At 74.0% G+C, this 25,872-nt stretch carries 22 protein-coding genes and 1 riboswitch; of the genes, 10 read left to right on the plus strand and 12 right to left on the minus strand.

Annotated elements, in window-relative coordinates; genetic code table 11:
* Positions 1 to 42 precede the first annotated feature (42 nt).
* Positions 43 to 2,352: a 5-methyltetrahydropteroyltriglutamate--homocysteine S-methyltransferase gene (metE, locus tag DMP17_RS23780; protein ID WP_337830658.1), complete on the minus strand. Its 2,310-nt coding sequence runs from the start codon at positions 2,350 to 2,352 to the stop codon at positions 43 to 45.
* A 127-nt stretch (positions 2,353 to 2,479) separates the two neighbouring features.
* Positions 2,480 to 2,688: riboswitch (cobalamin riboswitch) on the minus strand.
* A gap of 233 nt (positions 2,689 to 2,921) precedes the next feature.
* Here metE and mdo point away from each other — a divergent pair.
* The 3 genes from mdo (at position 2,922) to DMP17_RS23795 (ending at position 7,165) form a co-directional block, all read left to right on the plus strand.
* Positions 2,922 to 4,214 carry an NDMA-dependent methanol dehydrogenase gene (gene mdo / locus DMP17_RS23785; protein WP_226354010.1) on the plus strand — a complete coding sequence of 431 codons (1,293 nt, stop codon included), beginning with the start codon at positions 2,922 to 2,924 and terminating at the stop codon, positions 4,212 to 4,214.
* Positions 4,215 to 4,350: 136 nt separating this feature from the next.
* On the plus strand, positions 4,351 to 5,610 hold the full coding sequence (locus DMP17_RS23790) for an AAA family ATPase (RefSeq protein ID WP_337830659.1): 1,260 nt from the start codon (positions 4,351 to 4,353) through the stop codon (positions 5,608 to 5,610).
* 13 nt (positions 5,611 to 5,623) lie between these two features.
* Positions 5,624 to 7,165, plus strand: a complete 1,542-nt coding sequence (locus DMP17_RS23795; protein WP_226354012.1) for a VWA domain-containing protein — start codon at positions 5,624 to 5,626, stop codon at positions 7,163 to 7,165.
* Positions 7,166 to 7,220: 55 nt separating this feature from the next.
* On the opposite strand, the gene DMP17_RS23800 is transcribed toward DMP17_RS23795, so the two are convergent.
* Positions 7,221 to 8,216: a zinc-binding alcohol dehydrogenase family protein gene (locus tag DMP17_RS23800; RefSeq protein WP_337830660.1), complete on the minus strand. Its 996-nt coding sequence runs from the start codon at positions 8,214 to 8,216 to the stop codon at positions 7,221 to 7,223.
* Positions 8,217 to 8,351: 135 nt separating this feature from the next.
* On the opposite strand from DMP17_RS23800, the gene DMP17_RS23805 reads away from it, so the two are divergent.
* Entirely contained in the window at positions 8,352 to 8,954 is a 603-nt protein-coding gene (locus DMP17_RS23805) for a hypothetical protein (RefSeq protein ID WP_226354014.1), read from the plus strand.
* A gap of 127 nt (positions 8,955 to 9,081) precedes the next feature.
* Entirely contained in the window at positions 9,082 to 9,792 is a 711-nt protein-coding gene (mftM, locus tag DMP17_RS23810) for a mycofactocin oligosaccharide methyltransferase MftM (protein WP_226354015.1), read from the plus strand.
* Here mftM and DMP17_RS23815 read toward each other — a convergent pair.
* Both DMP17_RS23815 and DMP17_RS23820 read right to left on the minus strand, forming a co-directional pair.
* Positions 9,746 to 10,882, minus strand: coding sequence for a DUF418 domain-containing protein (locus DMP17_RS23815; RefSeq protein ID WP_226354016.1), 1,137 nt, complete (start codon positions 10,880 to 10,882; stop codon positions 9,746 to 9,748). The two genes, mftM and DMP17_RS23815, sit on opposite strands and share 47 nt — an antisense overlap.
* Positions 10,872 to 11,471: a hypothetical protein gene (locus DMP17_RS23820; RefSeq protein WP_337830661.1), complete on the minus strand. Its 600-nt coding sequence runs from the start codon at positions 11,469 to 11,471 to the stop codon at positions 10,872 to 10,874. Before DMP17_RS23820 ends, DMP17_RS23815 begins: the two co-directional genes overlap by 11 nt.
* 110 nt (positions 11,472 to 11,581) lie before the next feature.
* Between DMP17_RS23820 and DMP17_RS23825 the strand changes: the two genes are divergently transcribed.
* Positions 11,582 to 12,808 (plus strand): sensor histidine kinase, encoded by a 1,227-nt coding sequence (locus DMP17_RS23825; protein WP_226354018.1) that lies wholly within the window; start codon positions 11,582 to 11,584, stop codon positions 12,806 to 12,808.
* Positions 12,805 to 13,443, plus strand: a complete 639-nt coding sequence (locus DMP17_RS23830; protein ID WP_337830662.1) for a response regulator transcription factor — start codon at positions 12,805 to 12,807, stop codon at positions 13,441 to 13,443. The genes DMP17_RS23825 and DMP17_RS23830 overlap by 4 nt, the downstream gene beginning before the upstream one ends.
* Before the next feature lie 34 nt (positions 13,444 to 13,477).
* On the opposite strand, the gene DMP17_RS23835 is transcribed toward DMP17_RS23830, so the two are convergent.
* From DMP17_RS23835 to thiC, 5 genes are all read right to left on the minus strand, one after another.
* A complete protein-coding gene (locus DMP17_RS23835; RefSeq protein ID WP_226354020.1) occupies positions 13,478 to 14,296 on the minus strand; it encodes an FAD binding domain-containing protein in 819 nt (272 codons plus the stop codon).
* The gene (locus DMP17_RS23840; protein WP_073576649.1) at positions 14,293 to 14,841 is read right to left on the minus strand and encodes a (2Fe-2S)-binding protein; all 549 of its coding nucleotides are present in this window, start codon (positions 14,839 to 14,841) and stop codon (positions 14,293 to 14,295) included. The genes DMP17_RS23835 and DMP17_RS23840 overlap by 4 nt, the downstream gene beginning before the upstream one ends.
* Complete coding sequence (locus DMP17_RS23845) at positions 14,838 to 17,099, minus strand: xanthine dehydrogenase family protein molybdopterin-binding subunit (protein WP_337830663.1); 2,262 nt, start codon at positions 17,097 to 17,099, stop codon at positions 14,838 to 14,840. The genes DMP17_RS23840 and DMP17_RS23845 overlap by 4 nt, the downstream gene beginning before the upstream one ends.
* A gap of 180 nt (positions 17,100 to 17,279) precedes the next feature.
* Positions 17,280 to 18,131: a bifunctional hydroxymethylpyrimidine kinase/phosphomethylpyrimidine kinase gene (gene thiD, locus DMP17_RS23850; protein WP_337830664.1), complete on the minus strand. Its 852-nt coding sequence runs from the start codon at positions 18,129 to 18,131 to the stop codon at positions 17,280 to 17,282.
* A 216-nt stretch (positions 18,132 to 18,347) separates the two neighbouring features.
* Entirely contained in the window at positions 18,348 to 19,985 is a 1,638-nt protein-coding gene (thiC, locus tag DMP17_RS23855) for a phosphomethylpyrimidine synthase ThiC (protein ID WP_226367754.1), read from the minus strand.
* A 199-nt stretch (positions 19,986 to 20,184) separates the two neighbouring features.
* On the opposite strand from thiC, the gene DMP17_RS23860 reads away from it, so the two are divergent.
* Positions 20,185 to 20,616 carry a nitroreductase family deazaflavin-dependent oxidoreductase gene (locus DMP17_RS23860; RefSeq protein WP_226354023.1) on the plus strand — a complete coding sequence of 144 codons (432 nt, stop codon included), beginning with the start codon at positions 20,185 to 20,187 and terminating at the stop codon, positions 20,614 to 20,616.
* 46 nt (positions 20,617 to 20,662) lie between these two features.
* On the opposite strand, the gene DMP17_RS23865 is transcribed toward DMP17_RS23860, so the two are convergent.
* The gene (locus DMP17_RS23865; protein ID WP_337830665.1) at positions 20,663 to 22,777 is read right to left on the minus strand and encodes an FtsX-like permease family protein; all 2,115 of its coding nucleotides are present in this window, start codon (positions 22,775 to 22,777) and stop codon (positions 20,663 to 20,665) included.
* Positions 22,774 to 23,586: an ABC transporter ATP-binding protein gene (locus DMP17_RS23870; RefSeq protein ID WP_226367756.1), complete on the minus strand. Its 813-nt coding sequence runs from the start codon at positions 23,584 to 23,586 to the stop codon at positions 22,774 to 22,776. Before DMP17_RS23870 ends, DMP17_RS23865 begins: the two co-directional genes overlap by 4 nt.
* Before the next feature lie 122 nt (positions 23,587 to 23,708).
* On the opposite strand from DMP17_RS23870, the gene DMP17_RS23875 reads away from it, so the two are divergent.
* Both DMP17_RS23875 and DMP17_RS23880 read left to right on the plus strand, forming a co-directional pair.
* The gene (locus tag DMP17_RS23875; RefSeq protein ID WP_337830666.1) at positions 23,709 to 24,863 is read left to right on the plus strand and encodes a sensor histidine kinase; all 1,155 of its coding nucleotides are present in this window, start codon (positions 23,709 to 23,711) and stop codon (positions 24,861 to 24,863) included.
* On the plus strand, positions 24,863 to 25,504 hold the full coding sequence (locus tag DMP17_RS23880) for a response regulator transcription factor (RefSeq protein ID WP_337832721.1): 642 nt from the start codon (positions 24,863 to 24,865) through the stop codon (positions 25,502 to 25,504). The genes DMP17_RS23875 and DMP17_RS23880 overlap by 1 nt, the downstream gene beginning before the upstream one ends.
* Positions 25,505 to 25,514: 10 nt before the next feature.
* Here the strand turns inward: DMP17_RS23880 and DMP17_RS23885 are convergent, their stop codons facing one another.
* A complete protein-coding gene (locus DMP17_RS23885; RefSeq protein WP_226354028.1) occupies positions 25,515 to 25,781 on the minus strand; it encodes a hypothetical protein in 267 nt (88 codons plus the stop codon).
* Positions 25,782 to 25,872: the final 91 nt, after the last annotated feature.

Raw genomic sequence — 25,872 nt, forward strand, 5'->3', positions numbered from 1 at the left:
AACGCCCCGCGGCCGGGAGCCGCGGGGCGTCGCGACACGGGCTCAGCCGGTCGTCGCCGAGTCCCGGACCCGGTGGGCGGCGGCGACCAGGTTGGTCAGGGCCGCCACCGTCTCGGTCTCACCGCGGGTCTTCAGCCCGCAGTCCGGGTTGGCCCACAGCCGGTCCGGTCCGATGTGGCGCAGGGCCGCGCCGAGCTGCTCGACCAGCTCGTCGGTGCCGGGCACCTCGGGCGAGTGGACGTCGTAGACGCCCGGGCCGAGCCCGCGCGGGACCCCCGGCCCGAGGTCGGCCAGCACCTCCATCCGCGACCGGGCCGCCTCGACGGTGGTGACGTCGGCGTCGAGCCCGTCGATCGCCCCCACCACCTCGCCGAACTCGGAGTAGCAGAGGTGGGTGTGGATCTGGGTGGCGTCGGTGACGGCCCCGACGGCCAGCCGGAACGCGTCCACCGCCCAGTCCAGGTACGCGGGCCGGTCCCGCTCGTGCAGGGGCAGCAGCTCGCGCAGTGCGGGCTCGTCGACCTGGATGATCCGGATCCCGGCGGCCTCCAGGTCGAGTACCTCGTCGCGCAGGGCCAGCCCCACCTGCCGGGCGGTGTCGCCCAGCGGCTGGTCGTCACGCACGAACGACCAGGCCAGGATCGTCACCGGGCCGGTCAGCATCCCCTTGACCAGCGCGTCGGACAGCGACTGGGCGAACCGCGCCCACTCCACCGTGATCGGCCGGGGCCGGGACACGTCCGAGTGCAGGATCGGCGGGCGCACGCACCGCGAGCCGTAGGACTGCACCCAGCCGTGGTCGGTGGTGGCGAAGCCGTCGAGGTTCTCGGCGAAGTACTGGACCATGTCGTTGCGCTCGGGCTCACCGTGCACCAGGACGTCGAGCCCGATGTCCTCCTGCAGCCGCACCACCCGGACGATCTCCTGGCGCATCCGCTCGGTGTAGGTGCCGGTGTCGATCGTGCCGGAGCGGTGCGCGGCCCGGTCGCGCCGGATCTGCGCGGTCTGCGGGAACGAGCCGATCGTCGTCGTGGGGACGACGGGCAGGCCGAGCGCCTCGCGCTGGACCTTCGCCCGGACGTCGCCGTGGCTGCGCCGGTAGTGGTCGGGGCCGAGCGCGTCGAGCCGGGACCGCACCCGCTCGTCGCGGCGCGCGGTGGCGGCGACCCGCTCCCGGGTGGCCCGTGCGGCGTCGAGCTCCGCCGCGACCGCGTCGGGTCCCTCGTGCAGGGCGCGTCCGAGCAGCACGACCTCGGTGACCTTCTGCCGGGCGAACGCCAGCATGTCGACGACGTCGCCGGGCAGGGCCGTCTCGGCGGCCAGGTCGTAGGGGACGTGCAGAAGCGAGCACGACGTCGAGACCTCGACCCGCCCCGCGGCGCCGACCAGCCGCTGCGCCGTCGCCAGCGCCCGGTCCAGGTCGGTGCGCCACACGTTGCGCCCGTCGACGACGCCGGCCAGCACCACCTTCCGGTCCAGCCCCGGGACCACCGGGCCTCCGGAGTCGAGGGCGTCGAGGTCGGCGGCCCCCGCGACGAGGTCGAGCGCCAGCCCCTCGACGGCCGTGGCGGCGAGCGCGGGCAGGGCGGGTCCCAGCTCCCCGAAGTACGACGCGACGAGGATCTTGGGCCGCCGGGTCGCCGAGGCGAGCCGGTCGTAGGCCCGGCGCAGCGCCGCGACCTCCTCGGGCGTCCGGTCGGCGGCGAAGGCGGGCTCGTCGAGCTGCACCCACTCCGCACCCGCCTCGGCGAGCTCGGCGAGCAGGTCGCGGTAGACCTCGACGAGCGGCCCGAGCAGGTCCAGCGGGCGGAAGCCCTCCGGTGCGCCGTCGGCCGGCTTGGACAGCAGCAGGAAGGTCACCGGCCCGACCAGCACCGGGCGGGTGGTGATCCCGCTGCGCAGGGCCTCGCGGAACTCGTCGAGGGCCTTGCGGCTGCCCGGCGCGAGCCGGGTGTCCGGGCCGACCTCGGGGACCAGGTAGTGGTAGTTCGTGTCGAACCACTTGGTCATCTCGCAGGCCGGGGCGCCGGTGCGGCCGCGGGCCATCGCGAACAGCCGCTCCAGCGGGTCGGTGACGCCGGCGAAGCGCTCCGGCACCGCCCCGACCGCCAGCGCGGTGTCCAGGACGTGGTCGTAGAACGAGAACGTGTTGCCCGGCACCGAGCCGAGCCCGGCGTCACGCAGCCCGGTCCAGGTGTCGCGGCGCAGCCCGGCGGCGACGTCGTGCAGTGCGGACGCGTCGGTCCGCCCGGCCCAGTACGACTCGGTCGCCCGCTTGAGCTCCCGGTCCGGTCCGATCCTGGGGTACCCCAGGACGGTGCTGCCGATGGTGCTGCTGGAAGGAATGCTCACGGCCCTCTCTCCTCGCGAGTGCGGTGGAGGACCCGTCGCCGGCACGGGGCGCCTGCGACCGCCGGGCACGGCGGTGCCCGGTCGTCCGCCCGGCCCTCCCGCGAGGCCACGGATCCGCGCACGCCGGACGGCGCACGCACCGGCGGCAGGTCTTCGGACTCACGGGCACACTGCTCAGACCTACTGGCCGTCGCTTCCCGGGATGGCTCCCAGTGCTGTTGACGGCGGTCGTTCCCGTTCACCGCTGCGGGGCAGTCCCGGATTCCCACCGGGTTCCCTCTTGCCTCGTGACGTCCCGTTCCCGGGCCGGCACGAACCGTCGGCGACCCGACACTACCCCGGGCCCGACGGCCGAACTGTTGCCGAACGATCCTTGTTGCCATAGTTTGGCATTACTTTCACACCCTCCCCGTCACCCGGGTCGAGGGCGACCTCACCCTGCGCCCCTCCGTTCGGAGGGGGAACCTGCCCGGTCTCCCGAGGGGTAATGGCGATCACCCCTGTGCCCGCGGCCACAGGGGTCATAGCGTGCGGTCTCGACCCATCCACCTGCCTCAGAAAGGGCTGACATGCAGGTAGACGAGCTGCTCAAGCCGTTCCCCATCAAGGAGTTCCACCCGTTCCCCCGTGCGCTCATGGGTCCGGGGTCGCACGAGCTCATCGGCCCGGAGGCCCTGAAGCTGGGCTTCAAGAAGACCCTGGTCATGACGTCGGGCCTGCGCGGCACCGACATCGTCAACAAGATCGTCGAGTCGATGAAGTACCACGGCCTCGAGGTCGTGCTGTACGACAAGGTCGAGTCGAACCCCAAGGACTACAACGTCATGGACGCTGTGGGCCTCTACCAGCAGAACAACTGCGACTCCTTCGTCTCCATCGGCGGCGGCTCCTCGCACGACGCCTGCAAGGGCGCGCGCATCTCGGTCGCGCACGACGGCCGCAACGTCAACGAGTTCGAGGGCTTCAACAAGTCCGAGAACCCGTCCAACCCGCCGCACATCGCGGTCTCCACCACGGCCGGCACCGGCTCGGAGACCTCGTGGGCCTACGTCATCACCGACACCACGACCGACCCCGACAACCCGCACAAGTACGTCGCGTTCGACGACCAGTCGGTCACCACCCTCGCGATCGACGACCCGGTGCTGTACTACGACTGCCCGATCGACTACACCGCGCAGTGCGGGTTCGACGTGCTCGCGCACGCCTCGGAGCCCTACGTCTCGCGTCTGGACTTCCAGCCGTCGCTGGGCAACGCCCTGCACGCCATCAAGCTGACCTCGCAGAACCTGCGCAAGGCCGTCTGGAACGGCCAGGAGCTCTCCGGCCGCGAGGGCATGATGTACGCGCAGTACATCGCCGCCCAGGCGTTCAACTCCGGTGGCCTCGGCATCATCCACTCGATCAGCCACGCGGTGTCGGCGTTCTACGACACCCACCACGGCCTGAACAACGCCATCGCGCTGCCCCGCGTGTGGGCGTTCAACATGCCGGTCGTCTACGAGCGCTTCGCCGACATCGCCGAGGCGATGGGTGTCGACACCCGCGGCATGACCAAGCCGCAGGCCGCCGACGCCGCGCTCGCCGCCTCCATCCGGCTGCTGCGCGACGTGGGCATCCCGGAGAAGTTCGCCGACGTCAAGCAGGACACCTACTCGAAGAACCGGCTGGGCATCGGCCCGACCAAGTTCTACGAGAACGCGCCGACCATCATCGGTGACGCGGCCGACGTCGACCGGATCACCAACCACGTCCTCGGCGACGCCTGCACCCCGGGCAACCCGAAGGAGTGCACGTTCGAGACCGTCCGCCCGGTCGTCGACCACTCCATCAACGGTGACCTGGACGACCTGCTGACCTGATCCGCAGGTCAGGACGTCCACCGTCGCACCAGCGGGCCCAGCCATCCGAGGTGATACTCGGATGGGTGGGCCCGCTGGCTGCGGTCCCGCTCTTCTCCGCACCAGAGCCGGTGCGGCCCGCGAAGGAGATACCCGCGTGTCCGAGGCTGTCGTCCCCACTGTGACCGAGGCGGCGGACGCCGTCGCCTCGACCGGTCCGTTCGAGTCCGTCGACCAGGTGATCGAGACCCTGCGGGAGCAGGGCTACATCGCCGACACCCGCCTGGCCACGACGGTGTTCCTGCTGACCCGGCTGGACAAGCCGCTGCTGCTGGAAGGGCCCGCCGGGGTCGGCAAGACCGAGCTGGCGAAGATGCTCGCCGTCGCCACCGGACGCCGGCTGCTGCGTCTGCAGTGCTACGAGGGCCAGGACGAGACCAAGGCCCTGTACGAGTGGGACTACGGCAAGCAGCTCATGTACACCCAGATCCTCCGCGAGAAGATCGGGCAGCTCGTCGAGGACGCCCCCGACCTCGCCTCCGCGGTCGACCGCATCGGGTCCCAGGAGAGCGTGTTCTTCTCCGAGCGCTTCCTCGCGCCGCGCCCGCTGCTGGAGGCCATCCGCTCCGAACAGCCCGTCGTGCTGCTGATCGACGAGGTCGACCGCGCCGACGAGGCCCTGGAGGCCGTGCTGCTGGAGACCCTGGGCGAGTTCCAGATCTCCGTGCCCGAGATCGGCACCTTCGTCGCCGAGCAACGGCCGTACGTGCTGCTGACCTCGAACAACACCCGTGACCTCGCCGCCGCGCTCAAGCGCCGCTGCCTGCACCTGTTCCTCGACTACCCGTCGGCCTCGCGCGAGCTGGAGATCGTGAAGTCGAAGAAGACCGGGCTGTCGGACCAGCTGGCCGAGGAGCTCGTCAACGTCGTGCGCGGGCTGCGCGAGCTGGAGCTGCGCAAGTCGCCCTCGATCTCGGAGACCATCGACTGGGCGCGCACGCTGGCCGTCCTGGGGGTCGACGAGCTGAGCTCGCAGATCCTGTCCGACACCGTCTCGGTCGTCGTCAAGTACGACAAGGACGTCAAGAAGGCGCTGGACGCGCTGCCGAACCTGGTCGACCCGAACGCGGTCGTCGCCGAGCAGGGCCACGGACACGGACACGGACACGGGCACGACGGCGACCACAGCCACGACGAGCCCGCGGCGCGCTCCACCCGGCACGACACCACGGATCCCGACGACGGTGACGTGGACGGCCGCGGGAAGCGGACCGGCAAGGACAACGCGGGCCGCCACCACGACGGCTACGGCAACAAGGCCGCGGCCGGCAACCCCAACGCGGCGCAGAAGGTGCGCACCGTGAGTCCGGGCCAGGGCGCCCGTTCCTTCGGCGGCTCCCGCAAGCGCCCGGTCTGATCGGGGCGTCGGCGTGGAAGCGAGCATCCACCGCTTCGTCCGGCTCCTGCGGATCCGGTCGGTGCGCATCTCGGTCTCCGAGGCGCTCGACGCGATGGCCTGCGCCGCCCAGCCCGGGGTGCTGTCCGACAAGTCGGTGCTGAAGGAGGCGCTGCGCATCGCGCTGGTCAAGGACCGCCGCGACGAGGCGACCTACGACGAGGTCTTCGACCTGTTCTTCTCCCTGGTCAGGGTGGGCGAGGCCGACACCGGCCACGGGCACGGCCACGGGCACGGGGACCTGAGCGACGACACCCCGCTGGAGAACTTCACGCTGTCCGAGGAGCCGTCGGAGACCCCGCAGGAGGGGCACGACCACGGCTCCCCGGTCGACATCAAGGAGTTCTTCGATCCCGAGGACCTGGCCGAGCAGTACAACCTGCACCAGGAGGCCAACAAGATCGACATGGCCTCGATGACGGACGAGATCGTGCTCTCGAAGGAGCAATCCAACGACGTCACCGACGGCCAGCGCGTGCAGATCGAGACCGACCGGTTCTCCGGCGGCGGTCAGCCCGGGGACATCTCCCAGCAGCAGGGCACCAAGGTCGACGCCGACCTCTCGGTCGCCCAGCAGGACGCGCTGCTGGGCTGGCTGAACTCCGAGGAGGACCGGCTCTCGGAGGAGGAGCAGGGCACCGAGGACGACGCCGCCGCGCTGCGCCGGCGTCTCACCGGGGTGCTCGACAACCTCCCCGAGCTGCTCAAGGCCCACCTGGAGAAGCTGCTCGCGATCGAGCAGCGGATCGTCGAGGGCCACGACGACGCGGAGCGGGTCGCCGAGGTCGACCGGGCCAGCGAGACCGAGCGCATGCAGCTGGAGGACTCGTTGCGGCGGCTCGCGAAGTCGCTGCACGGCGCGCTGACCCACCGCAGGCGGGTCTCGCCGCGGGGCCGGATCGACTCGGCCCGCACCATGCGCAAGAACATGCGCTACGACGGCGTCCCGTTCTCCCCGGTCACCGTGCAGCGTCAGGAGGACAAGCCGCGCCTGGTGGTGCTGGCCGACGTGTCGCTGTCGGTCCGGGCCACCGCGCGGTTCACCCTGCACCTGGTGCACGGTCTGCAGGACCTGTTCGGCCAGGTGCGCTCGTTCGCGTTCGTGGCCGACCTGGTCGAGGTGACCGACCTGTTCGCCGACCACCCCGTCGAGCACGCCCTCGGGCTGATCTTCGGCGGCGACCAGCTCGACGTCGACGCCAACTCCAACTACGGCCTGGCCTTCGGCCAGTTCCTGGAGGACCACGGCTCGGCGGTCACCCGCCGGACGACGGTGCTGGTGCTCGGCGACGGCCGCGGGAACGGCAACGACCCCAACATGGAGGCGTTCGTCGAGATCACCCGGCGGGCCCGGGAGACGATCTGGCTCACCCCGGAGCCGCGGTACTCGTGGGGGCTGGGCCGCTGCGACCTGCCCGCCTACGCCGAGTACTGCGACCGCGTCCGCGTGGTCCGGGACCTGTCCGGTTTCGAGGCGACCACGAACGAGATGGCCGGCGAGCTGATCGGCCGCTGACCCCGCCGGTGGGTGGTGCCGGTGTCCGCACCGGGGCCACCCACCGGGGGTCCGCCTACCGCTCGACCACGATCTTCCCGACGGTGCCGCCGGACTCGACGAGCCGGTGCGCCTCCCGCAGCGACGCCGCGGTCAGCCCCTGCAGGCGCCGCGTCTCGGTGGTCCGCAGCTCCCCGACGTCGACGAGCCGGGACACCTCGTCCAGGATCTCCCGCTGCACCGTCGAGCCCGGCTCCGACAGCGGCCGGGTGAACATCAGCTCCCAGTGCCAGGCCTGCGACTTCGTCTTCAGCGGGAGCGTGTCCAGGCCCTCCGGCTCGTCGATGGCGACGACGATCCCGCGCGGGGTCATCAGCTCCGCGTAGGCCTCGACGTTGCCCGCCGACACCGGCGAGAACACGTACTGCACGCCGTCCGGGGCGACCTCGCGCACCGTGCCGACGAGGTCGTGGTGGTCGGCGACTTCGTGCGCACCCATCTGCCGCGCCCAGTCCGCGGACTCCGTGCGGGAGGCGGTGCCGACCAGCGTCAGCCCGGTCCGCCGGGCGAGCTGCAGGACCATCGACCCGACCCCGCCCGCGGCGGACACGACGAGCAGCGTCCCGGTGGTGTCGGCGGTGACGCGCAGGTGGTCGTGCAGGCACTCCCACGCGGTGATCGAGGTCAGCGGCAGCGCGGCCGCGGCGGCGAAGTCGAGGGTCGACGGCTTGCGCCCGACGATGCGGGAGTCGACGAGCTGGCGGTGGGCGTTGCTGCCGGGCCGGTCGATCGCGCCGGCGTAGTAGACCTCGTCGCCGGGGGCGTACCCCTGCACCCGGTCGCCCACCTCGACGACGACGCCCGCGGCGTCGAAGCCGAGGACCTTCGGCCCGTCGGCCGGGTCGAACGACGACCGGACCTTGCCGTCCACCGGGTTCACCGAGACGGCGCGGACGTCGACGAGCAGGTCGTGCGGGCCGGGCGCACCGACCTCGATCTCGGCGTCGACGAGGCACTCGGGGTCGTCGACGGGCAGCGGCCGGGGCGCCACGACGGCGGGTACGGAAGCCATGACCGGACGCTATCCGCGCCACCGGGCCGCCGCCCGCCGCACCGACGACCCCGGCTGGGCCGATCGGCCGATTTCGTGCCGCCGCGGGGGCCGCCCGGAGTACGATCGGGCGTCCCCTTCGGGAAGGAGGGCCGGATGTCGGACGGTGGCGGAGCGGTCCTCCGGATCGTCGGCCGCGTGTGCACCGCGCTGTGGGGCTACACGCCGGGCGTGATCCCGGCGATGGTCGCCACGATGGGCAGCGGGCCCGCGTTGCGCTGGTTCGCGTCCAACTTCCCGCGCTTCCTGGTCACCCTGCGCGTGCTGGGCCCCGTGCGCACCCACCTCGCCGGGCTCACGATCTCCCTGGTGAACGGGTGCACGTACTGCGCCTACGGCCGTGCGCACGCACTCGAGCTGATCCACCTGCGCGACCGGGACCTGCTGTTCCCGCTCGACGCCCGCACCCTGGCGAGCTGGAACGGGCTGTCCCGCCGCGAGATCGGGCTGCGGCTGCGCGGTGTGCTCGAGGAGGCCGGGATGCACGCCGAGGTGATCTGGGTGGACCGCACCCTGGCCCTGCTCGACGGCGCCCCGCCCGTCGACGCCGACGAGCGCCGCATCGCCCACCTGTGCCGGATGGTCGGCACCATGAACGCGATCGCCGTCGCCGCGGGGACCGTCCCGGACGGCGCCCACGACCCGGTCAACAAGGACGCCGCGCTGAAGGCCCGGCTGCTCGCCGCCCAGGGCGCCTGAGCATCCCGGCCGGCACCGGAGCCCACCCCCACCGTCCGGACGGGGAGGGCCCCGGCCGTCGGACGTGGTGCGGCGTGCCCGTGACCGCCTAGCGTGGAACGGGCCCCCGCACGCACAGGAGCGATCCATGATCGGAACCGACCGGCTCTCCAACGACCTCGCCGGCTGGCTGGACCGCACCCTGGTGCAGCCCGGGATCCTGCCGGCCGAGCGTTTCGAGGAGGCGTTCGTCGCCTGCGTCGCGAGCGCCGCGAAGGACCCCGACCTCCCGGACGACGCGTGGCTCGCCTTCTACCGCAACACCCTCGACGCGCTGGCCGGTGAGCCCGAGCCGGGCGGCACCAACGCCGAGATGGCGCCGGTGCACGCCCGCGCCCGCTCCCTCGTGCTGGGCGAGGAGGTGCTGGAGCTCGGCTGCTGCTTCGGCTTCCTGTCGCTGCAGCTGGCCCGCGACGGCCACCGCGTCACCGCCACCGACCTGACCGGCGGCACCGTCGAGCTGCTGACCCGGATGGCGCCACAGCTCGGCGCCGATGTCGAGACCCACGTCGCCGACGCGCGTGCCGTCGCCCTGCCCGACGGCTGCGCGGACACCGTGTTCGCCGTGCACCTCGTCGAGCACCTGTCCGAGTCCGACGGCGACGAGGTCGTCGGCGAGATGCTGCGCCTGGCCCGGCAACGGGTGGTCGTCGCCGTCCCGTTCGAGGACGAGCCGAACCCCGCCTGGGGTCACGTCCGGGTCTTCGACGAGCGCGTCCTGACCCGGATCGGGGAGCGCACCGGCCATCCGTTCACGGTGTCCGAGCACCACGGCGGCTGGCTGGTGATCGACCTCTGAGCAGGGCGTGGGTGAGCGCCTCCAGCGGCCCGCGGTCGTGGCGGCGCAGCCACCACCCCGCCGTCGCGGCGGACCCGGCGACGACGAGGGCCCACACCCCGACCACCGCCCCGGTCCGCAGCGGCGCCGCGACACCGGCGAGCGCCCCGGCCAGGCCGAGCCCCCAGGCGCCGAACAGCACCGCGGCCACGACGTTCTGGCCGACGTAGCAGGTCATCGCGGTCCGGCCGAGCGCGGTGAGCCCGCGCCGCACCGGGCCGGCCGGACCGCGCAGCCGGGCCAGGACCTCCGGAACCAGGCCGAGCAGCCCCAGCGCGACCAGCGGGGCCACCAGGTAGCGCTCGACGAGGAACCACGGGCCGCCGCCGAGCGTGGTGAGCACGGTGAGCACCGCCCCGGCCACCCCGGTGCCGATCAGCCGTCGGCGCAGGGTGACGGCGCCGGCGTCGAACAGGCCGGCGCGGAGCAGCGCGGATCCGGCCAGGAACAGCACCACCGCCGACGGGACGATCAGCACCAGCTCGACCCGGTACAGCAGCGGGTCGGCCAGCCGTGCGGCCACCTGCCCGGTCCAGGTCGCCGGGTACGGCGGGAGCGGCACGTCGGCGCCGGTGCTCCCGGCCGTCGCGGCGGTCGCACCGCCCACCAGCAGCACCGTGACCACCCCGGCGACGCAGGCGGCCGCCACCCGCACCCGCGCCGACCGCCCCACCAGCCATGCGACGAGCACCGAGGCGATCGCGTAGCCCATCAGCACGTCGAACTCGAAGACCAGCACGTAGTGCAGCAGTCCCTCGGTGAACAGGATCGCGGCGCGGGCGAGGTACCGGCCCGGCCACCGCAGCCCGCGGCGCACCGCGGAGCGGTACTGCAGCTCCATCCCGATCCCGAACAGCAGCGTGAGCAGTGCGAGGAACTTCCCGTTCGCGACGGCGCGGAGCGCGGTGTCGAGCCACCAGCCCCCGGCGAACCCGGCGAACACCGCGCCCGGCCCGCGCGGGTCGGCGAACACCCAGACGTTCGTCGCGAAGGTCCCGGCGATCGCGAGGCCGCGCAGCACGTCCGGGGCGGCGAGGCGGTCACCGGACACCGGTGCGCTCCCGGTCCCCGGTGCCGGGGAAGACGGTCGCCCACAGCGGCCCCACGACGAACCAGATCCCGGCGACCAGCGACGCCGTCGCGAGCCAGGACCACATCGGGTCCTCCGGCCAGGCACCAGGCGCCGGGAACGCGCGGCCGCCGGCCACCGACAGCAGGACCAGCACCGCCGCCGTGACCACCCAGGCGGCGACGACCTTGCCGTACTCGCGCCACTCGTACCGCGTCCGGGCGACCCCGCCCCGCGGCGGGCGCACCGGTGCCGGGCCGCCCGCGAAGCGGTGGGCGACCCGGACGTCGGCCCAGCGCACCAGCGAGTGCCCGAACGCGACGGTGATCCCGAGGTAGAGCGCGGCCAGCCCGTGCACCCGCGACGGTGCGCCGCCCGTCGCCAGGTCCACCGTCGAGGCGGTGACCAGCACGAGGTCCATCAGCGGCACCCCCAGCAGCAGCACCGCCCCCAGGCCCCGGCGGCGCAGCACGTAGCGCGCCCCCAGCCCGGCCAGCAGGAACACCCAGAACCCGATCTCGGCACCGCCGATCAGCCACAGCAGCGGCTCGGCGAACAACGACTCCCCCATGGCCGGTGATCGTGCCGACCCGGCCGCGGCGACGCGTCCGGCGTGCGACCGATCCGCGCATACCACCTTCGACGGACGCCGCGCGGGCGCCGGGCGTGCTGGGATGGGGTGTGATCACGTACCTGGTGAACCGCGACGGCGGCGCACCCTCGGTGCTGCGGGACGCCGGTACCGGCGTGGTGTGGTTCGTGGTCGGGCTGCTGCTGATCTGGGCACTGCCCGACGCGGGGATCACCTGGTGGGGCGCGGACACCGGGGCGACGGCGGCGTCGCTGCTGGTCATGGGGCTGGGCTGCGCCGCGTCGACCGTGCGCCGGATCGCAGTGCCCGCCGGGCTGCTGGTCGGCACGGCGGCCCTGGTCGCGGGCCCCGTCCTGGGCGGCCGCACCGAGATCGGGACCGTGCTCGTGTTCACCGACCTGCTCTACTGCGCCGTGGTGTTCCCGCCGCGGCGCACCGCGCGGGCGGTCGCCGTCGCCGCCGGTGGGGTCGCCACCGTCCTCGGTGTCGCGGCGCTGCTCGTGGCGGGCACCCGCACCGGCACCTACGCCGTGCTCAACCTGACGCTGGTGGTCGGGCTCCCGCTGGTCTGGGGGCTGGAGGTGCGCCGGTTCCGGGACCTGGCGGCCGTCGAGCGGGAGCGGGCCGTCGCGGTGGAGCGGACGGCGGCCCGGGAGCGGGACGCCGCCGTCGCCGCCGAGCGTGCCCGGATGGCCCGCGACCTGCACGACGTCGTCGCCGGGCGGCTGTCGGCGATCGCGCTGCAGTCCGAGGCGGCACTGCAGCCCGGCGCCGACCCGGCGCTGGTCCGGCGGGTGCTGGGGACGGTGCGGTCCTCCGGCGTCGCCGCGCTCGGGGAGATGCGCACGATGATCGGGCTGCTGCGCGACGGCGACACCGCCGACCCGCCCGGGGCGCCCGCCCGGCTGTCCGAGGTCGACGCCCTGCTCGACGAGGCCCGCGCCGCCGGCCTGTCCCCCGTCCTGCGCGACGGGCGCGGCGCGGCCCCGCTGCCCGCCCCGGTCGACCTCGCCGGGTACCGGATCGTGCAGGAGTCGCTGACCAACGCGGCGAAGCACGCGCCCGGCTCGGACGTGACGGTGCGCCTCGCTCTCACCCCCGATGTCGACGACCGGCTGCTCGTCGAGGTGCGCAACGGTCCCGGCCGGCGTCCCGCGGCGGGCCCGGGGCTGCACGGCGGCACCGGGCTCGACGGCCTGCGCGAGCGCGCCCGGGCCGTCGGCGGCACCCTGCACGCGGGCCCCGACGACGACGGCTGGCTGGTCCGGGCCGACCTGCCCCTCGGCCCCGAGATCCCGGCGGAGGTGGAGCGATGAGCATCCGGGTGGTCGTCGCCGACGACCAGGAGGCCGTCCGCATCGGGCTCGTGCTGATCCTCGGCTCGGCACCGGACATCGACGTCGTCGCCGAGGTCGCCGACGGGCTCGCCGCGGTGCGGGCCGCCGCCGAGCACCGGCCCGACGTGGTGCTGATGGACATCCGGATGCCCGGCATCGACGGCATCGAGGCCACCCGGCGGATCCTCACGGAGGGGTCCGCGCAGGTCCTGGTGCTGACCACGTTCGACCTCGACGAGCTCGTCGACGGCGCGCTCGCGGCGGGCGCGGGCGGGTTCCTGCTCAAGTCGGTCGACGCGACCCGGCTCACCGACGGGGTCCGGGCGGTCGCCCGCGGCGAGGGCGTGCTGGCGCCGGAGGTGACCCGGCGGGTGATCCGCCGCTACGCGGGGGCGCCGCGGCCGTCGTCGGTGCCGGGGCTGGAGAGGCTCACCGCACGCGAGACCGACGTGCTCGCCGGGCTGGGCCGCGGGCTCTCGAACGCGGAGCTGTCCGCGGAGCTGGTGATCTCGGAAGGGACGACGAAGACGCACGTCTCCCGGGTGCTGGCGAAGCTGGGCCTGCGTTCCCGCACCCAGGCCGCGATCGCCGCCCAGGAGGCCGGGCTCGTGTGAGCCCGGCCCCCCGGAGGTGGCTCGGCGTGCCGGCTCAGCCCTGGCCGCGCGCCGTCTCGAGCGCGCGCCGGGTCAGCACCTGCACCAGGTGGGTGCGGTAGGCGACCGACCCGTGGGTGTCGGCAGGCGGCTCGGCGCCCTCGGCGGCCAGCGCGGCCGCCTCGGCGACCGACTTCCCGTCCTTCAGCGCCTGCTCCGTCGCGGACGCCCGCAGCGACGTCGACCCCATGTTGACCAGGCCGATCCGGTCGTCGGACACGGCGACGGCGACGATCGCCCAGTCGTTGCTGCGACGGGTGAACTTCTCGTACGCCCAGCCCTTGTCCCCGCAGCGCGGGATCCGGATCTCGACGATCAGCTCGTCGGGCTCGCGGACCGTGGTGAACACGCCGGTGTAGAACTCGCCGATCGGCACGGTCCGCTTCCCGCGCGGCCCCTGCAGGACGACGGTGGCGTCCAGCGCGAGCAGCGCGGCGGGCAGGTCCGCGGCCGGGTCGGCGTGGGCGACGGTGCCGCCCAGCGTGCCCCGGGCCCGGATCTGCGGGTCGCCGACGGTGCGGGCGACGGCCCCGAGCAGCGGGACCTCCTTCGCGACCTCGGCCGAGTCGACCACGTCGCGGTGCTTGGTCGCCGCACCGACGGCGAGCTCGTCGCCCTCGACGCGGATGTAGCTCAGCTCCGGCAGCCGGCCGATGTCGATCAGGAACTCCGGCGCGCCGAGGCGCACCTTCATGACCGGGATCAGCGAGTGCCCGCCGGCCAGGACGCTGGCGTCCTCACCCTTCTCGGCGAGCAGCGCGATGGCGTCGTCGAGGGTGTCGGGACGGGCGTAGTCGAACGCGAGGGGGATCATGCGCCGGCCTCCCCACGGGAGAAGGCGGGCGCGGTGCGCAGCGCGTCGGACTCGGCCTCGGCCTTCTGCGCGGCGTCCGGGTCCTTGCCCGCGGCGACGAGCACCGCGCGCACGATGTTGTGGTAGCCGGTGCAGCGGCAGAGGTTGCCCTCCAGGCCCTCGCGGACCTTCCGCTCGTCCAGGTCGTCGTCGTGGCTGATCAGCGACACCGCGGACATGACCATGCCCGGGGTGCAGAAGCCGCACTGCAGCCCGTGCTCGGACCGGAACGCCGCGGTGACCGGGTGCTCGGGGCGGCCCTCGGACGCGCCGTCGAGCCCCTCCATGGTGGTGACCGACTGCTGGTCGGCCTGCACCGAGAGCACGGTGCACGACTTGACCGCGTCGCCGTCGAGCAGCACGGTGCACGCGCCGCAGGACGTGGTGTCGCAGCCGATGTTGGTGGCCTTCAGCCCGACGGTCTCCCGCAGGTAGTGCGCGAGCAGCTGGCGGGGCTCCACGTCGGCGCTGGTGGGCTCACCGTTGACGGTGATCTCGACCTTCACTTGGAGGCCTCCTGAATGGCTTCCCAGACCCGCATCGGGGTCAGGGGCATGTCGATGTGCGTGACGCCGAGGTGGGACAGGGCGTCGATGACCGCGCTCTGGGTGGCGGGGGTGGAGCCGATCGTCCCGGCCTCGCCGATGCCCTTGTAGCCCATCGGGTTGACCGGCGTCGGGGTCGTCATCTCGACCAGGTCGAAGCTGGGCAGCTCCGCCGCCGACGGGATGCCGTAGTCGGCGAAGGTGCCGGTGAGGGGCTGGCCCTCCTCGTCGTAGATGACCTCCTCGAGCAGCGCCTGCGCGATGCCCTGGGCGATCCCGCCGTGCCGCTGCCCGTCGCAGAGCAGCGGGTTGAGGATGGGACCCGCGTCGTCGACGGCGACGATCTTCTCGACCGTCACCTTGCCGGAGTCGGTGTCGACCTCGACGACGCAGACGTGCGAGCCGAACGGGAAGGTCGGCTTCTTGCCGTCCCAGGTGGTGTCGACCTTGAGCTGCTCGGCGGCCGCCAGCTCCGCCAGGGTCACCGACTTCGCGCCGGGGACGCCCTTGACGGTGATCGCGGCGTTCGCCGGGTCGAGCTCCAGGTCCTCGACGCTCGCCTCGAGCAGGTCGGCCGCGCGCTGCTTGGCCAGGTCGATCAGCTCGGCCGAGGCCTGGTGCACCGCGACGCCGCCGGTCTGCAGCGACCGCGACCCCATGGTGCCGCCGCCGCGCGGGACGAGGTCGGTGTCGCCGTGCTTGACGGTGATCTTCTCGATCGGGACGCCCAGCTGGTCGGACGCGAGCATCGCCCACGCCGTCGCGTGGCCCTGCCCGTGCGGGGAGGTGCCGGTCAGCACGGTCACCGAGCCGTCCGGGTGGACCTCCACCGAGGCGTCCTCGGCGTACGCGCCGCCGCCGGTGATCTCGACGTAGGAGGAGACGCCGATGCCGAGCTGACGGGCGTCGCCGCGCTCGCGGCGGGCCTTCTGCTCGGCGCGCAGCCCGGCGTAGTCGGACTTCTCCAGGGCCAGGTCGATGGCCTTGGCGTACTCGCCGGAGTCGTACTCGACGCCGCCCTTGGTCTGGAACGGGAACTTGTCCGGCGAGACGACGTTCATCCTGCGGACCTCGGCCGGGTCCTTGCCGATCTCGGCGGCGAACAGGTCCATCGCCCGCTCGATCGCGGCGGTCGCCTCCGGACGCCCGGCGCCGCGGTAGGCGGCGATCGAGGTCGTGTTGGTGACGACGGTGCGCGCCCGGGAGTCGACGTTCGCGATGTCGTAGGTGCCGGGCGCCATCATGCGGGTGAACATCGGCAGGAAGGTGCCCAGGCGCGGGTAGGCGCCCAGGTCCTGCACGACGTCGATCCGGTAGTGGGTGACCCGGCCCTCGCGGGTGCCGCCGATCGTGACGGTCTGACGCTGGGCGCGGCCCTGCACCATGCCGGTCATGTTCTCGGAGCGGGACTCGTTCCAGCGGACCGGACGGCCCTGCCGGCGCGCGAGCCAGGCGACGAGCCCGAACTCGGGGTCCGAGCCGATCTTCGCGCCGAAGCCGCCGCCGACGTCGGGCAGGACGACCCGCACCTTGTCCTTGTCCAGGCCCAGCCAGCCGGCGATCTCGTCGCGGCCGCCCTGGGCGTTCTGGTTGGACATGTAGACGGTGAGGTGGTCGCCCTCCCAGAAGGCGCTCGCGGCACGCGTCTCCAGCGGGGCCGCGGCCAGGCGCTGGTTCACCAGGTCCCGGGTGACGACGACCTCGCAGCCGTCGAAGAACGAGGCGTCCTGCTCCTCGTCGTGCCCGTAGGCGGCCGCGGTGTTGGTCCCGGCCTCGGGGAACAGCAGCGTCTCGTCGCGGGCGGCGGCCAGCGGGTCGATCACCACGTCCAGGGGCTCGTACTCGACGTCGACCAGCTCGGCCGCGTCCTCACCCTGGTAGAACTCCTCGGTGAGGACCGCGGCCACCGGCTCGCCGACGAACCGCACGCGGTCGGTCGCCAGGAACGGGCGGGTCATGGCCTTGTTCGCGCCCGGGAACAGCAGTGCCGGTGCGATGTCGAGGTCGGCCCCGGTGACGACGGCGACGACGCCGGGCGACGCGAGCGCCGCCGAGGTGTCGATCGACGTGATCGTCGCGTGGGCGAGCGGGGAGCGGACGAGCGTCAGGTGCAACGCCCCGGTCAGCCGCTCCTCGGTCAGGTCGTCGGTGTAGGTCGCGCCGCGCGTGAGGAAGACCGGATCCTCGGTGCGGACGACGCGGGTGCCCAAGATGCTCATCGGACGCGAGCGTATACATCTCCACCGGCCTGTGCGATGCAGACCACAGCGCCCGATCCGCAGGTCAGGGCACCCTTCGCGGAGCGACGCGCGGGTCCGGGACCGCATCTGCGGCACGCTGCGGCCCGACCGCCCCCGTCCTCGGGGTTGTTGAGATCGCATCCATCCCGCGGGCGAGGGTCAGTCGCGTTCGTCCCACCACGGCCGTACGGCCCACAGTGCCGAGACCGGGCCGTGCCCGGCGCCCAGCGGGTAGGCGTGGCGGACCGCCTCGACGATGTAGCGCTTCCCGAACCGGACCGCCGACTCCAGGTCGAGCCCGCGGGCGAGCCCGGACGCGATCGCGGCGGCCAGGGAGTCCCCGCCGCCGTGGGTGTGGCCGGTGTCGAAGCGCGGGCCGGGCAGCTCGACGGCGGTCTCGCCGTCGTAGAGCAGGTCCAGGCAGCCGTCGGTGTCCTCGGCGAGGTGGCCGCCCTTCACCAGGACCGCGCGCGGGCCGAGCGCGTGCAGCGCCTTCGCCGCGGCGTACTGGCCCGCGCGGTCGTGGACGTCGTGCTCGACGAGCAGCCGGATCTCGTCGAGGTTCGGGGTGACCAGCGTGGCCCGCGGGAACAGGGTGTGCCGGTAGGCGTCGAGCGCCTCGGCGGCCAGCAGCGGGTCCCCGTGCATCGAGGCCGCCACCGGGTCGACGACGAACGGCGTCGCCAGACCCGCGCCGATGCCGTTCTCGTCGCAGGCCCGCGCGACGGTCTCGATGATCTCGGCGTTCGCGAGCATCCCGGTCTTCGCGGCCTGCAGCCCGATGTCGGAGGCGACCGTGGCGATCTGGCCGGCGATCGTGTCGACCGGGACCGTGTGGACGCCGGTGACGCCCACCGAGTTCTGCACGGTCACCGCGCAGACGGCGAGGCAGCCGTGCACCCCGCAGGCGGCGAAGGTGCGCAGGTCCGCGGCGATGCCCGCGCCGCCGCCGGAGTCGGTGCCGGCGATCGTCATGACCCGCGGGGGTGTGGTGCCGACGGTGGGTTCCATGGACGTGTCCTCCCTGGCCGGCATTACCCGGCCGGTCCGCGGTCGGCGGCGCCGGTCCCGGTGGGACCCAGCCGCCCTCTCAGCCCGCTCGCTCCGCGAGCTCCCGCGTCGTGCGTGTCGCCGGAGACGGTAGCCCGTGCCGGCGCGGCGCCGGCCACGTCACCGGCGGGCCGGGTGCCGCGGGCGACGCCACCCGCGGCACCCGGCGTCGTGCCGCTACTCCGTCGCCGCGATCGGCAGGTACACCCGGCCGCCCTCGTCACGGAACTCCCCGGACTTCTCCGCCATCCCGGCCTCGATCGCCTCGACGCTGGTCAGCCCGTGCGCCTCGGCGTAGTCCCGGACGTCCTGGGTGATCTTCATCGAGCAGAACCTCGGCCCGCACATGGAGCAGAAGTGCGCGGTCTTCGCGGGCTCGGCCGGCAGGGTCTCGTCGTGGTAGGCGGTCGCGGTGTCCGGGTCGAGCGACAGCGCGAACTGGTCACGCCAGCGGAACTCGAACCGGGCCTGCGAGAGCGCGTCGTCGCGGGCCTGGGCGTGCGGGTGCCCCTTGGCCAGGTCCGCGGCGTGCGCGGCGATCTTGTAGCTGATCACGCCGACCTTGACGTCGTCGCGGTTCGGCAGGCCCAGGTGCTCCTTCGGCGTGACGTAGCAGAGCATCGCGGTGCCGGCCTCGGCGATCCGCGCCGCGCCGATCGCGGAGGTGATGTGGTCGTAGCCGGGCGCGATGTCGGTGGCCAGCGGACCGAGGGTGTAGAACGGCGCCTCGTCGCACCACTCCTCCTCCAGCCGCACGTTCTCGACGATCTTGTCCATCGGGACGTGGCCGGGGCCCTCGATCATCACCTGGACGTCGTGGCCGCGGGCGATGCGGGTCAGCTCGCCGAGCGTGGCGAGCTCGGCCAGCTGCGCCTCGTCGTTCGCGTCGGCGATGGAGCCGGGCCGCAGCCCGTCGCCGAGGGAGAAGGTGACGTCGTAGCGGCGCAGGATCGCGCAGAGCTCGTCGAAGTGGGTGTACAGGAACGACTCGGCGTGGTGGGCCAGGCACCACGCGGCCATGATCGACCCGCCGCGGGAGACGATCCCGGTGACCCGCTTCGCGGTGAGCGGCACGTGGCGCAGCAGCACCCCGGCGTGCACGGTCATGTAGTCGACGCCCTGCTCGCACTGCTCGAGCACGGTGTCGCGGTAGACCTCCCAGCTCAGCCGGGACGGGTCGCCGTCCACCTTCTCCAGCGCCTGGTAGATCGGCACGGTGCCGATCGGGACCGGCGAGTTGCGCAGGATCCACTCGCGGGTCTCGTGGATGTCGCGCCCGGTGGACAGGTCCATGACCGTGTCGGCGCCCCACCGCGTCGCCCACACCATCTTCTCGACCTCCTCGGCGATCGAGGAGGTCACCGCGGAGTTGCCGATGTTGGCGTTGACCTTGGTGAGGAACCGCTTGCCGATGATCATCGGCTCGCACTCGGGGTGGTTCACGTTGGCCGGGATCACGGCCCGGCCGCGGGCGACCTCGGAGCGGACGAGCTCCGCGTCGCACCGCTCACGGACGGCGATGTAGGCCATCTCGGGGGTGACGGTCCCGGCCCGCGCCCAGGACATCTGGGTCCCCGGCTCCCGTGACCCGACCCACGGCTCCCGCAGCCGGGGCAGCCCGGTGTGCAGGTCGACGGTCGCGTGGGAGTCGGTGTACGGGCCGGAGGTGTCGTAGACGTCGTGGTGCTCACCGTTGGAGAGGGCGATCCGCCGGACCGGGACGGTGATGCCGTCGGGTCCTTCGATCCAGGCCTTGGCCGACCCCTGGATCGGGCCGGTGGTGACCTGCTGCGGACGCACTGGTGCCGTTGTCATGACGGTCCTCCCTGGCCGGCATTACCCGGCCGGTTCTGCGGTCGGCGACCGGCGAGTCGCCCTCTCAGCCCCGCGCGACGGAGCTCCCGCGTGTTCAGTTGGTCGTGCACCCGCACCGTAGGCACCGTCCGGCGACGCGCACCAGCCCCTCACCCGGCTGCGAGGAATGATCACCGGTGGTATCGGGTTCCCCACCGTTATGACGCAGAACGCTGAGCTCTCCCCGACCGACTGGGTCCGCGAGCAGACCGAGAAGATCCTCGAGAACGGCACCACCGAGGGCGTCACGGTCATGGACCGTCCGATCATCCTGGTCACGACGACCGGCGCGAAGTCCGGCAAGCAGCGCTACGTGCCGGTGATGCGCGTCGAGCACGGCGGCTCCTACGCGATGATCGCGTCAAAGGGCGGCACCCCGGAGCACCCGGCCTGGTACCACAACGTGGTCGCGAACCCGCAGGTCCAGGTGCAGGACGGCACGCAGACCGGCACCTTCGTCGCCCGCGAGGTCACCGGCGACGAGCGCCAGGAGTGGTGGGACCGCTCCGTCGAGGCCTACCCGCCCTACGCCGAGTACCAGCAGAAGACCTCCCGGGTCATCCCGGTGTTCGTGCTGGAGCCCGCGAGCTGAGCCCGGCGCCCGCGGGCCCGGTCCGAACCGGGCACGCGGGCGGCCCTCAGGCGGCGGCGACGCCGTGCGCGGGCTCGACCCGTCCGGCGCGGCGCATCGGCCCCACCGAGGCGACCACCGCGACACCGACCACCACCGCGGCCAGCCCGGCGAGCTGGCCCAGCGGCAGCGCCGTGAGCGCCCCGATGCCGGTCGCCCTCAGCGCCAGCAGGCCGTACACACCCCCCAGCACCACGCCGAGCACCGCCGCGACCGCACCGGCGAGTGCCGCCTCGAACGCCACCGCCCGCCGAGCCGCGGCCCGGGACAGGCCGAGCGTGCGCAGCAGCGCGATCTCCCGGGTCCGCTCGCTGACCGACAGTGCGAGGGTCACCCCGACCCCCACGACGGCGACGAGCAGCGTGATCCCCACCAGCCCCAGCCCGACCCAGCGGACGGCGCCGACCGCGACCTCGGTCTGCTCGCGCAGCTCCGCGGTGAAGGTGACGGGTGCCTCGCCCGCGGCCCGCACCACCGCGGTGCGCACCGCGACCGGGTCGGCCCCCGGCGCCGGGTCGACGAGCAACATGCCGTCGGACGGCCGCGCGGTCAGCTCGGGTGCGGCGTCGAGCCGGGTCGCGAGCGTCGCGGCCTGGCCGTCGTCGCCGGCGAACACGACGATGTCGGCCGGGTAGTTCCGCTCGATCGACGCCGTCGCGTCGGCCGAGGCGCCGGCCACGGCCACCAGCAGCGCCGCGGTCAGGCCCACACCCAGCGACAGGACCGTCGTCATCGCCGCGGTGCGCCGCGACATCCGCCGCGCGTTGCCCACCGCGATCCGCCCCGGCGCCCAGCGTGCGACGACCGGCGCCACCAGCGCCGCCGCCCCGGACACTACGAACGGTCCGGTCACCACGAGCGCCGCGAACACCAGCATCCCGGACAGCGCGGCCAGCGCCGTCCCCGCCAGCGGGCTGCCCATCCCCACCCCGGCGACGGCGAGGACCACGGCTAGGACGAGCGCGACCGCGGCGAGCGGCAGCCGCACCCGGGCCCGCGGTGCGCGGGCACCGCTCGCGTCCGCCGCGCCGAGCGCCACCACCGGCGGGGTCCGGCCGGCGGCGAGCGCCGGGGCCAGCGCGGCCAGCACCGTCACGACGACCGCCAGCAGCACGCATCCCGCGAGCCGACCCCACGGCACCACGAGCGCCGGTACGTCCACCCCGGCCGCGCCCGCCGCCGCCAGGGCGGCCCACCCGCCCGCGACGGCCACGAGCGCCCCGGCGACCCCCGCGACCAGCCCGGTGAGCGCCGCCTCGACCAGCACCGACCGCGTCACCTGCCCGCGGCCCGCGCCGACGCAGCGCAGCAGCGCCAGCTCACGGGTGCGGCGGGCCAGCACGATCCGGAACGTCGAGGCGACCACCACGGCCGCGGCGACCAGCGCCAGCCCGACGAACACCGACAGCCCGGCGAGCAGCGCGTCCGCCGACGCCGACGCCGACGCCAGGTCCTCGGTGCGCTGGTCGTCGGCGGTCCGGACCCCGGTGACGCCCGGGACGGCGGCGAGCGCGGCCGGGTCCGGGTCCCCCGCGACGGCGGTCCGGTAGCCGGACAGACCGGCGGCGGCCGGGTCGTCGTCGCGCACGACGAGCACGTCGCCGTACTCGGACCGGACCGGCACCACACCGGTGACGGTCAGCGTGCGGTCGCCGAGGCCGACGGTGGCGCCGGGGGCGAGCCCGGTGCGCTCCGCGGTGCCCGCCCCGATCAGCGCCTCCCCCGGCCCGGACGGCAGGCGACCGGCCGTCACCGGCTCCAGTCCCTGCAGCGGCCCGGTCATCGGGTCGGTGCTCAGCAGCCAGCTGCCGCTCGCGCCACCCGCGACGACGGCGGCCGTCCCCGACCGGGCGGTCGACACCGCGGTCACCCCGGGCACCGCGCGCAGCCGATCCTGCAGCTCCGTGGTGGCGGCCCCGGCGGAGGTGTCGGTCTCCACGGCGAAGGTCGCGCCCGCGGGCACCGAGGACGTGCTCCCGACGAGGTCGGCGCGCAGGCTCGCGGTCAGCAGCACCGCACCGGCGGCGAACACCGTCGCCACCAGCACGGCCAGCCCGGTCAGCAGCAGCCGGCGCGGACTGCGCCGGGCACCGGCGACCGCGGCGCGGGTGGCGGGGTTCACCGGGTCACCGGCCCGGTGGCCGTGACGTCGGACAGGGCGGGGTCGTCGGCGCCGGTCAGCGCGCCCATCGCGGACAGCACCCGGTCCGGGGTGGGCCGGTCCAGCCGGCCCGCGGCACGGCCGTCGCGCAGCAGCAGGACCTGGTCCGACGCGGAGGCGGCGATCGGGTCGTGGGTGACCATGACGACGGTCTGGCCGTAGTCGTCGACGCAGGCTCGCAGCAGGCCCAGCAGCTCGCGCCCGGAACGCGTGTCGAGCGCACCGGTCGGCTCGTCGGCGACGACGATCTCCGGGCGCCCGAGCAGCGCCCTGGCCACCGCGACGCGCTGACGCTGCCCGCCGGACAGCTCCGAGGGCAGGTGGGTGAGCCGGTCGGCGATGCCGAGCCGTTCGACGAGCTCGGCCCGCCAGGCGTGGTTCGGCCTGCGCCCGGCCAGGGAGGCCGCCAGGTCGATGTTCTCGCCCGCGGTGAGGTGCGGCAGCAGGTTGCCGTCCTGGAAGACGAAGCCCATCCGGTCGCGCCGGACCCGGGTCAGCGCGGTGTCGTCGAGGCTCCCGAGGTCGGTCCCGCCCAGTAGCACCTGCCCGGACGTCGGCCGGTCCAGCCCGGCCAGGCAGTGCAGCAGTGTCGACTTGCCCGACCCGCTTGGGCCCATCACCGCGGTGAACCGCCCCGCGGGCAGCCACAGGGTGACGCCGTCGAGCGCGCGGACCGTGGCGCGCCCCCGCCCGTAGGTGCGCACCAGGTTCACCGTCGCCGCGGCGACCTGCGACGGCACGTCGGCCGGATTCCTCAACCCCTCGATCATGACGACGAGGCTGCCGCTCGACGGGGGTCCGGGGCATCGGCCCGTGGTAGGGCGTTGCCCGACCGGGTCGTCGTACTTCCGACCGAGGTCGACGGGCCCGGACGCGTCCTACGGTGTGATCCATGCGCACCGCAACCCGCCGTGGCCGCCCCGTCCTGGTCGGGCTGGAGCTGCTCGCCTACCTGTTCTGGGCCGGGTGCGACGTCGCGCTCGGCCTCGGCTACGGGACGACGTGGGCGCAGAGCGGCGCGGTCTACGGCCTGCTCGTGGCGGGCGTCGTGCTCACCCGGCACCGGGTCGACGCCGGGCCGCTCGGCGTCCCGGTGGTGGCGGTCGCGCTGTCCGCGGGCGGCTCGGCCGCCGCGGTGTTCCTCGGCGGGATCCCGTTCGTGTCGCTGACCGAGCTGTTCGCGCTGGCCGTGGTCACGGTGGCGACGGTGCGGACCGCTCCGGTCCGGGTCGTCCTCGGCGCGGCGGCGGTGTCGCTGCTGGTGATCGTGGGCATGCCGCTGCTGCGGGTCCCGGGGAACGACAGTGAGGTGTTCGCCAGCCTGACCGTCGTCGGCTGGGCCGGGACGATGGTCGTCGCGACCGCGGCGCGCGAGCTGACCCAGCGCCGCTCGGCCCGGCTCGCCCAGGCCCGCAACGACGAGCGCCTGGAGCTGGCCCGCGAGCTGCACGACACCGTCGCCCACCACGTGACCGCGATCGTGGTGGCCGCGCAGGCCGGGGTCGTCGTCGCGGGGAGCCGCCCGGAGGAGGCCGGCCGGGCGCTGGAGTCCATCGAGCGGGCCGGCGCCGAGGCCCTCGACGGGATGCGCCGCATGGTCGGGGTGCTGCGCGCCGGTGCCGACGGCGGCGCCGACCGCGCCCCGGGTCACGACATCGCCGACGTCGAGGACGTGGTCGCGCGGTTCGACCCCGAGCGGACCCGCACCCGGCTGGAGATCGCCCCCGAGGTGCGGACCGCCGTGCTCGGGCCCGCGGTCGCGGCCACCGCGTTCCGGGTGGTGCGCGAGGCCCTGACCAACGTGCACCGGCACGCCCCCGGCGCGACGACGGTGTCGGTCGGCGTGCACCTGCAGGCCGGGAGACTGGTGACCGTGGTGCACAACGACGGGACCGGGACCGAGAACCCGCTGCGCGACCCGGGCGGGTTCGGGCTGGCCGGGATGCGTGAGCGGGTGGAGGCCCTCGACGGCTCGCTGCACGCCGGGCCGGACGGGCCCGGCCGGTGGATCGTCGTCGCCGAGGTGCCCGCCGGGGCGGGTCGGTGATCGCGATCCGCGTCCTGCTCGCCGACGACCAGGAGATGGTGCGCACCGGCTTCGGGCTGATCCTGTCCGCCGAGGACGGCATCGAGGTCGTCGGCGAGGCCGCGACCGGCACCGACGCCGTCGCCATGGCCCGCGAGCTGCGCCCGGACGTCGTGCTCATGGACGTCCGGATGCCGGGGATGGACGGGATCGCCGCGACCCGCGCGCTGAGCGCGGACCCGTTCCCCCCGCGGATCGTGGTGGTGACGACCTTCGACCTCGACGAGTACGTCTACGGCGCGCTGCGCTCGGGGGCCTGCGGGTTCCTGCTGAAGACGGCGGGCCCGCGGCTGCTCGTCGAGGCGGTCCGGGCCGCCGCGGCGGGCGACGCGCTGGTGTCGCCGTCGGTCACCGTGCGGCTGCTGGAGCGGCTGACCGAGCCGGAGCCGGCCCGCGCCGAGGTCCACGCCACGCTGTCGCCGCGCGAGCTGGAGGTGGTGAAGGCGGTGGCCCGGGGCCGGACGAACTCCGAGATCGCCGGGGACCTGTTCGTGTCGCTGTCCACGGTGAAGACCCACATCGCGAACATCGGGTCCAAGCTGGACGCCCGCAACCGGGTGGAGATCGCGGCGTGGGCCTGGGAGAACCGGCTGGTCGAGTAGGGCCGGGCCCTCAGGCCCGGGCCGCGCTCCGGCCGACCGGGGCGAGCGGGCCGCGCGGCGCGGGGATCCGCAGCGGTGCGGCGACGTCGCCGAGCGCCTCCGGGTAGGCGGCCGGCACGACCGGCAGCGCGGGGGCGTCGGAGTCGAGCACGGCACCGGCGGAGCGGGCGCGGTCGTGGTCGGAGGCGCGGGCGTCCCACAGCTCGAACAGCGGCTGCGCGGCCATGACCAGCAGCACCGCGAGGACGGGGGCGACGGCGAGGATCGAGAGCAGCATGGGGACCACGGTGCCCGCCGGGGGCACCCCGCCACATCGGCCGCGGGGCCGGTCTCGCAGGTCGACCCCTAGTACCGGGGTATGACTCCCG

The organism is Pseudonocardia sp. TMWB2A, from assembly GCF_017312135.1.

Bases quoted from the DNA above. Each gene is read 5' to 3' on its own strand.
- mdo (WP_226354010.1), top strand. From the start codon at position 2,922: ATGCAGGTAGACGAGCTGCTCAAGCCGTTCCCCATCAAGGAGTTCCAC.
- DMP17_RS23800 (WP_337830660.1), bottom strand. From the start codon at position 8,216: ATGGCTTCCGTACCCGCCGTCGTGGCGCCCCGGCCGCTGCCCGTCGAC.
- DMP17_RS23805 (WP_226354014.1), top strand. From the start codon at position 8,352: ATGTCGGACGGTGGCGGAGCGGTCCTCCGGATCGTCGGCCGCGTGTGC.
- mftM (WP_226354015.1), top strand. From the start codon at position 9,082: ATGATCGGAACCGACCGGCTCTCCAACGACCTCGCCGGCTGGCTGGAC.
- DMP17_RS23820 (WP_337830661.1), bottom strand. From the start codon at position 11,471: ATGGGGGAGTCGTTGTTCGCCGAGCCGCTGCTGTGGCTGATCGGCGGT.
- DMP17_RS23830 (WP_337830662.1), top strand. From the start codon at position 12,805: ATGAGCATCCGGGTGGTCGTCGCCGACGACCAGGAGGCCGTCCGCATC.
- DMP17_RS23835 (WP_226354020.1), bottom strand. From the start codon at position 14,296: ATGATCCCCCTCGCGTTCGACTACGCCCGTCCCGACACCCTCGACGAC.
- DMP17_RS23845 (WP_337830663.1), bottom strand. From the start codon at position 17,099: ATGAGCATCTTGGGCACCCGCGTCGTCCGCACCGAGGATCCGGTCTTC.
- thiD (WP_337830664.1), bottom strand. From the start codon at position 18,131: ATGGAACCCACCGTCGGCACCACACCCCCGCGGGTCATGACGATCGCC.
- thiC (WP_226367754.1), bottom strand. From the start codon at position 19,985: ATGACAACGGCACCAGTGCGTCCGCAGCAGGTCACCACCGGCCCGATC.
- DMP17_RS23860 (WP_226354023.1), top strand. From the start codon at position 20,185: ATGACGCAGAACGCTGAGCTCTCCCCGACCGACTGGGTCCGCGAGCAG.
- DMP17_RS23870 (WP_226367756.1), bottom strand. From the start codon at position 23,586: ATGATCGAGGGGTTGAGGAATCCGGCCGACGTGCCGTCGCAGGTCGCC.
- DMP17_RS23875 (WP_337830666.1), top strand. From the start codon at position 23,709: ATGCGCACCGCAACCCGCCGTGGCCGCCCCGTCCTGGTCGGGCTGGAG.
- DMP17_RS23885 (WP_226354028.1), bottom strand. From the start codon at position 25,781: ATGCTGCTCTCGATCCTCGCCGTCGCCCCCGTCCTCGCGGTGCTGCTG.